The 6936-nt window shown below is 35.2% G+C and carries 4 protein-coding genes; 2 read left to right on the top strand and 2 right to left on the bottom strand.

The window, feature by feature from the left end:
• Positions 1 to 143: 143 nt before the first annotated feature.
• Both FD33_RS06305 and FD33_RS06300 read right to left on the bottom strand, forming a co-directional pair.
• Positions 144 to 1484, bottom strand: coding sequence for a glucose-6-phosphate isomerase (locus FD33_RS06305; protein ID WP_025086399.1), 1341 nt, complete (start codon positions 1482 to 1484; stop codon positions 144 to 146).
• 55 nt (positions 1485 to 1539) lie between these two features.
• Complete coding sequence (locus FD33_RS06300; protein WP_025086398.1) at positions 1540 to 2160, bottom strand: VanZ family protein; 621 nt, start codon at positions 2158 to 2160, stop codon at positions 1540 to 1542.
• A 113-nt stretch (positions 2161 to 2273) separates the two neighbouring features.
• On the opposite strand from FD33_RS06300, the gene FD33_RS06295 reads away from it, so the two are divergent.
• Complete coding sequence (locus tag FD33_RS06295) at positions 2274 to 4448, top strand: LTA synthase family protein (protein ID WP_056955846.1); 2175 nt, start codon at positions 2274 to 2276, stop codon at positions 4446 to 4448.
• Positions 4449 to 4529: 81 nt separating this feature from the next.
• Positions 4530 to 6698 (top strand): LTA synthase family protein, encoded by a 2169-nt coding sequence (locus tag FD33_RS06290; RefSeq protein WP_051564345.1) that lies wholly within the window; start codon positions 4530 to 4532, stop codon positions 6696 to 6698.
• The last annotated feature ends 238 nt before the right edge of the window (positions 6699 to 6936 follow it).

Below are 6936 nucleotides of genomic sequence, written 5' to 3'. Positions count from 1 at the left end.
ATTTCGTATTTATTTTTTGGACAAGTGGCTAACTTGTTCTTGTAATTTTCGGAAAAAAATAATTCGAATTTTACTAAAGAAAAAATAGTATAAAAAAACCTCACATCTTTCGATGTGAGGTTCAATTAATTTAATTTGTAAAATTATAGTCTCTTGTTTAATTCTTCGCCAAGTTCTTCATAACCAGGACGGCCAAGTAGACCAAACATGTTCTTCTTGTATGCTTCAACACCTGGTTGGTTGAATGGGTTAATACCGTTCAAGTAACCAGAAATACCAACAGCAATTTCAAAGAAGTACATCAAGTAACCCAAGTTATAAGCATCTTGTTTTTCAATGTGAACTGTCATAACTGGAACGCCACCGTCAGTATGTGCAAGAACAACACCTTCGTAAGCCTTCTTGTTAACAAAGTCCATTGACTTGTTTTCCAAGTACTTCAAACCATCAAGGTTATCTTTTTCAGCAGGAATCTTAACATCATGTCTTGGTTGGTCAATCAAAACAACTGTTTCCATAAGGTTACGACGACCTTCTTGGATATATTGACCTAATGAGTGCAAGTCAGTTGAGAAGTTAGCTGATGATGGGTAGATACCTTTTTGGTCTTTACCTTCAGATTCACCCATCAATTGCTTCCACCATTCACCAAAGTATTGAACATTTGGTTCGTAGTTTTCTAGCAATTCTGTTGTGTAACCTTTACGATACAAGATGTTTCTCAAAGCAGCATACTTGTAAGCATCGTTCTTTGTAAGGTCAGCTGATGAGTAGTCTTCACGTGATTGTGCAGCACCTTCCATCAACTTATCGATATCGATACCAGCAACGGCGATTGGCAATAGACCAACAGCTGTAAGTACTGAGAAACGACCACCGATATCATCAGGAACAACAAATTCTTCGTAGCCTTCAGCATCTGATTCTGTCTTCAAAGCACCCTTAGCACGATCTGTTGTAGCATAGATACGGCCCTTAGCACCTTCAACACCATACTTTTCAATCAACTTGGCTTTCAAAATACGGAAAGCGATTGAAGGTTCTGTTGTTGTACCAGATTTTGAAATAACGTTAATACTGAAATCACGGTCACCGATAACATCAAGAAGATCAGCTAGGTAATTTGGGGAAATTGAGTTACCACAGAAGTAAACTTCTGGAACATCTTTTTCATTCTTAACGTTATAGAATGATGAACTTAGGAAATCAATTGCAGCACGTGCACCTAAGTATGAACCACCAATACCAATTCCAACAAAGACTTCTGAGTCTGATTGGATCTTCTTAGCAGCTTTCTTAATACGAGCAAATTCATCCTTGTCATAGTCAACAGGCAAGTCGATGAAACCACGGAAGTCAGCACCAGCACCAGTACCCTTACGCAATTCATCGTCAGCAGCTGTAACAAGAGCTTGCATTTCGCCAACTTCGTTCTCGTGAACGAACTTGCTCAATTTTGAATCATCAAATTTAATTTGTGTCATTTTCTCTCCTCCATATATATCGTCAAAACTAGATTAATCATTTTTGAAGAAAATTTCAAATTTTTATTAGCTTTTTTATCCATTTTCCTACAAAATATAAAAAATATCCTACCGCAGCGCCGAGAGTATTAAAGATAACGTCATCAATATCCGTTACACCAGTATTCAAAATAAACTGAAGCGTTTCAATTGAAGTCGAGATCAAAGCGCCAATGAGGACAACTTTAAAGAAACCAAAGTGTCTTTCTGTAAGCGCAGGTATAAATATTCCCATTGGTACGAACCACACAATATTACCATATAAATTATAAAAAAAGTCGACTAAAGACTGACCATTTAATAATTTTATTGTTTCTACTAGTGGAATTATATTTATTTGGGATAACGGACGGTGCCAATAAAACTTGAATTGCCAAATGAAATAGCCATCTCGAAAGACTGTTAAAGCAAAAAGTAGGAGAACATAGAAGACAAATATAGTTAAGCCTAATTCTCGGCCAAAGCTAGTATTTTTCTTTTTAACTTTTACCCATATATACCTTAGGGTAACAAAAAATAAGGTATACAATATTGCTTTATCCACAGCATAAAAAGAAAGCCTAATCAATGGAAAATGATTGAATCTAGTCGCATACTTTTCAAAAATGTATGTATACAACGGTCCTAAAAATATCATTTTTCTTATTCTTCCCCACTTTTTACCTATAACGTATTATACTAACAATTAAACAATTTATTTAGTCCCTAAATAGATTTTATTAAAGAATTTTTATAAATAAGGAATTATCAATGAATAGATTAAAAAATTTCTTGAGTAGACGGTTAGGTTTTCTAACTCTTTTAGTCTTTACTCTCTGGCTCAAAACCATCATAGCTTATTATACCGATTTTTCCCTAGGCGCAACGGACCTGTTACAACATTCGATTCTAATCTTTAATCCCATCGCTACTTCCGTTATCCTACTAAGCATATCGCTATATGTTACACGTTCTCGAATCTCTTACATCGTTATGGGTGTGATATATGTTCTTGAATCAATTCTTCTTTATGGAAATGTGCTTTATTATCGTGAATTAAGCGACTTTTTATCCTTTAACACTATTACCAGTGCTTCTAAGGTATCTAAGGGACTTGGTGGCAGTGCTACCAGCCTAATTCAAGTACACGATATTTTCTATGTTTTAGATTTTATTATTATTGCTGTTTTGTTGTTCACTCACTTTATTAAAATTGATCCTCGTCCAATGAGAAAATTAACCGCTGTAGCAACAACCATGTTAGGTATTTTTCTTTTCTCACTCAATTTAACGGTTGCGGAAAGCAATCGTCCTCAATTGTTGGGTAGAACTTTTGATCGTTCTTATATTGTTAAGTATTTAGGCTTAAATACCTTTTTGGCTTACGATTCAATTAAAACAGTACAAAATAACCAAGTTCGTTCTGAGGCAGTTGGTACCGATATGGATGATGTCTTAGCCGATGTTCAAAAAAATTATGCTAAGCCAAATCAAGCTTACTTTGGTAAGGCTAAAGGTAAAAATATCATCATCATCCACTTGGAAAGTTTCCAACAATTTCTAATTAACGACAAAGTTAACGGTCAGGAAGTAACGCCGTTCTTAAACAGTCTCTATAACGATAAAAATACAATGTCGTTTGATAACTTCTATCACGAAGTTGGTCAAGGACGGACCAGTGATGCGGAAAACATGCTAGAAACTGGTCTCTTCGGATTACCAGAAGGATCACTTTTCACTAAACTTGGAAGTGACAACACCTTCCAAGCTGCCCCAGCTATTTTAGGACAAAAAGAAGGTTACACTAGTGCTGTTTTCCACGGGAATGTTGGTAGTTTTTGGAACCGTAATTCCGTTTATAAAAATATGGGTTATAATTATTTCTTTGATTCCAGTTACTTTAATAAAAGTGACGATTCAATGCTAGGATTCGGTATGAAGGATAAACTGATGCTTTCAGAAAGTGTGAAATATCTTGAACAACTTCAACAACCATTTTATGCCAAATTCATTACCGTCACTAACCATTACCCATTCCAATTAACTGATGAAGATAAAGATGATTTCACTCCTCCAGATACTGATAATAGTACTGTTAATGGTTACTTTGAAACGGCTCACTACTTAGATAATTCCTTAAAGGAATTTTTCAGTTACTTAAAGAGCAGTGGAATTTATGATAATTCAATGATTGTACTTTACGGTGATCACTATGGATTATCTGACAGTCAAAACACCGACTTAGCGCCCGTCTTAGGAATTGATTCCAAAGATTGGACCGACTTCAATGATTCACAGATGCAAAAAGTTCCTTTCATGATTCATATGAAGGGCCTCAAAGGTGGTATTAATCACACTTATGGTGGTGAAATCGATGTCTTGCCAACACTGCTTCACTTAGCAGGTATTAACACCAAGCAGTATGTTCAATTAGGAACTGATCTACTTTCAAAGCAGCATAATCCAATTGTAATTTTTCGAAATAAGAATTTTGTTACACCTCATTACACTGTTTTAAAGGGTAATAGTGATCAACCAGAAGTTTATCGAAATAAAACTGGCGAATTAGTTGATCTCAGTCAAAATCCGATTCTCAAGCAGAAGGTTAAAAAGTGGCAAGAATATGTTAACAACAAGCTTAAACTTTCAGATACTATTAACAATAAGAATCTTTTGAGATTCTATACGCCAACCGGATTTACACCAGTTAACCCTAAGAATTACGATTATCAAAACGAAATTCAAAGACTCGTTCAAACACGTAATGATTTAGGTCTAAAATCAACTAGTGTTTACTCACAAAATAATAATAAATCGACAACTAGTCTATATACCACTGATACGCCTGAACTAAACGGTGATCGTACTTATATTGATAGTTGGTCTAGTATCTTAAAAGAAGATTCTGAAAACAAGAGTAATAATTCTACTTCTACTAACAAGTAAAGTCAGCCTAGAGCTGGCTTTTTTTATTGCTTCAGATAAAGTATTATTATTTGGTGAACTAATTAAGTTATGAGGATAAAAATGAAAAAAATTAAATCCGTATTAAACACTAGATTAGGATTTATGACCTTCTTAATTCTTTGTCTATGGTTAAAAACCATCGTTACCTACTATCTTGATTTTTCCTTAGGTATCGAAAATCTTTTGCAACACTTCTTTTTAATTGTTAATCCATTTGCCACACTGGTTTTGTTGATGAGTGTCGCTCTCTATTTCAATAAGGGAATTTTATCTTATATTGCCATGGGCATTATTTATATTGCTGATTCAATTTTTATCTACAGCAATGTCTTGTACTTCCGCTCTTTTTCTGATTTTATCTCTTTCAATTCCATTACCGGCGTTGGTAAAGTTGCTAAAGGTTTGGGTACTACAACTTTAGGCGTTGTGCAGGCACGTGACGCTATTTATCTAATTGATATTGTTATTATTGCCTTCTTATTTATTTTTCATTTCATCAAAATTGACCGTCGTCCTTTCAGAAAATTGAATGCTGTAGCCACAACCTGTTTAGGTTTAATGCTATTTTCAGCCGATTTGGCGGGTTCTGAAGCTAATCGCCCTCAATTACTAGGAAGAACCTTTGATCACTCTTATATCGTTAAATATTTAGGAATAAACGCTTTCTTACCCTATGATTCAATTCGATCAGCTCAAAACGATCAAGTGCGCTCAACTGCCACTGAATCAGAGATGGATAAAGTTCTTGATTATGTCCATCAAAATTATGCTGCACCTAACCCGGTTTACTTTGGTAAGGCTAATGGCAAAAATATTATCATTATTCATTTGGAAAGCTTTGAACAATTCTTAATTGGTTTAAAAGTTAATGGTCAAGAAGTTACTCCTTTCTTGAATAAGCTTTATCATGACAAAAATACCATTGCCTATGACAACTTTTTCAACGAAGTCGGTAGCGGTCGAACTAGTGATGCCGAAACAATGTTAGAATCTGGATTATTTGGTCTCCCTGCCGGTACTTCCGTCTTTACTAAATTGGGAACTGAAAACACCTTCCAAGCAGCACCAGCTATTCTTGCACAAAAGAAAGGCTATACTAGCGCTGTTTTCCACGGAAACGTAGGTAGTTTTTGGGATCGTAATTCCGTCTATAAGAATATGGGTTACAACTACTTCTTCGACAAAAGTTACTACGACACTAAAGATCCCGATACCGCTTCACTCAACACTTATGGTATTAAAGATAAATTGTTGCTGTCTGAAAGTGCTAAGTATCTTGAACAGATGCAACAACCTTTCTACACTAAATTTTTAACTGTTACTAATCATGTTCGTTACCAGTTTTCTGATGAAGATAATGGTGACTTTAAATCAACTGATCTGGACGATGATGAAATTAACCAATATTTCAAAACTGCTCATTATTTAGATAAATCAATTGAAGAGTTTTTCAATTACTTGAATGATACTGGACTATCTAAAAATAGTATGATTGTTCTCTATGGTGATCATTATGGTATCGATAAGAATCAAAAAGGTGAAAGTCAGCATAAGGAATTGGCTACTGGTCTCTTCGGCCAAGATCCTGATACTTGGAGTAAGTTCAATGAAACACAGTATCAACGTGTACCTTTTATGATTCACATGAATGGTCTCAAGGGTGGCATCAAACACACCTATGGTGGAGAAATTGATGTCCTACCAACAATTTTACATTTGGCGGGAGTTAACACGAGTCAATATGTTCAATTGGGAACAGATCTGTTATCGAAACAACACAGTTCCATTGTGGCCTTTCGAAATAAAAGTTTGATCACACCGAAATACACTGTCTATCCGAATGATTCTGGAAGTCCGACTGTTTATGAGAATAAAACCGGTCAAGAAATTCCTTTGAAGGATAATCCAAGATTAGCCATGCAGGCTGACAAATGGTTGGAAGATGTCAGTTTGAAATTAAAAGTTTCCGACAACGTTAATAATAAGAATCTTTTAAGATTCTACACACCTACAGGATTCACTCCAGTTAACCCAACTAACTACTCTTATCAAAATCAAGTTCAACAATTGGTTAAACGTCGTGATGAACTGGGTGTTAAATCAACTAGTATCTATTCTCGCAATGGCAACAAATCAACTACTAATTTGTATAATACTGATGCTTTGCAATTACAGGATGACCGTTCACCAATCGACAGTTGGTCATATTTAGGTAAAAAAGAGAAATGATCACACTAACTAATATGGTTGAAATATGCCGTCGTCCACAAAAAATCTGTAGGCCGCTGGAACATGGTGGACACGACTTGAAGCGTTCCAACACATTTTCAATTCTTGCGGAAGACGGAAATTTAAACACATTCGCACTTTAGGATAAGAACCAAAAAGAGTGTTCACATCAAACTGAAATATATGGCTGTACGATAAATAGAGTTGATAGGCATTTTGCCATCAACTCTATTTTTGT

Origin of the sequence: Companilactobacillus paralimentarius DSM 13238 = JCM 10415, from assembly GCF_001434985.1 — a bacterium.
GTDB lineage: Bacteria > Bacillota > Bacilli > Lactobacillales > Lactobacillaceae > Companilactobacillus > Companilactobacillus paralimentarius.
This window is presented reverse-complemented; position numbering and strand designations above follow the sequence as displayed.

What these genes read in the sequence shown, in the direction of transcription:
- FD33_RS06305 (WP_025086399.1), bottom strand. Translation starts at nt 1,484, where the DNA reads ATGACACAAATTAAATTTGATGATTCAAAATTGAGCAAGTTCGTTCAC.
- FD33_RS06300 (WP_025086398.1), bottom strand. Translation starts at nt 2,160, where the DNA reads ATGATATTTTTAGGACCGTTGTATACATACATTTTTGAAAAGTATGCG.
- FD33_RS06295 (WP_056955846.1), top strand. Translation starts at nt 2,274, where the DNA reads ATGAATAGATTAAAAAATTTCTTGAGTAGACGGTTAGGTTTTCTAACT.
- FD33_RS06290 (WP_051564345.1), top strand. Translation starts at nt 4,530, where the DNA reads ATGAAAAAAATTAAATCCGTATTAAACACTAGATTAGGATTTATGACC.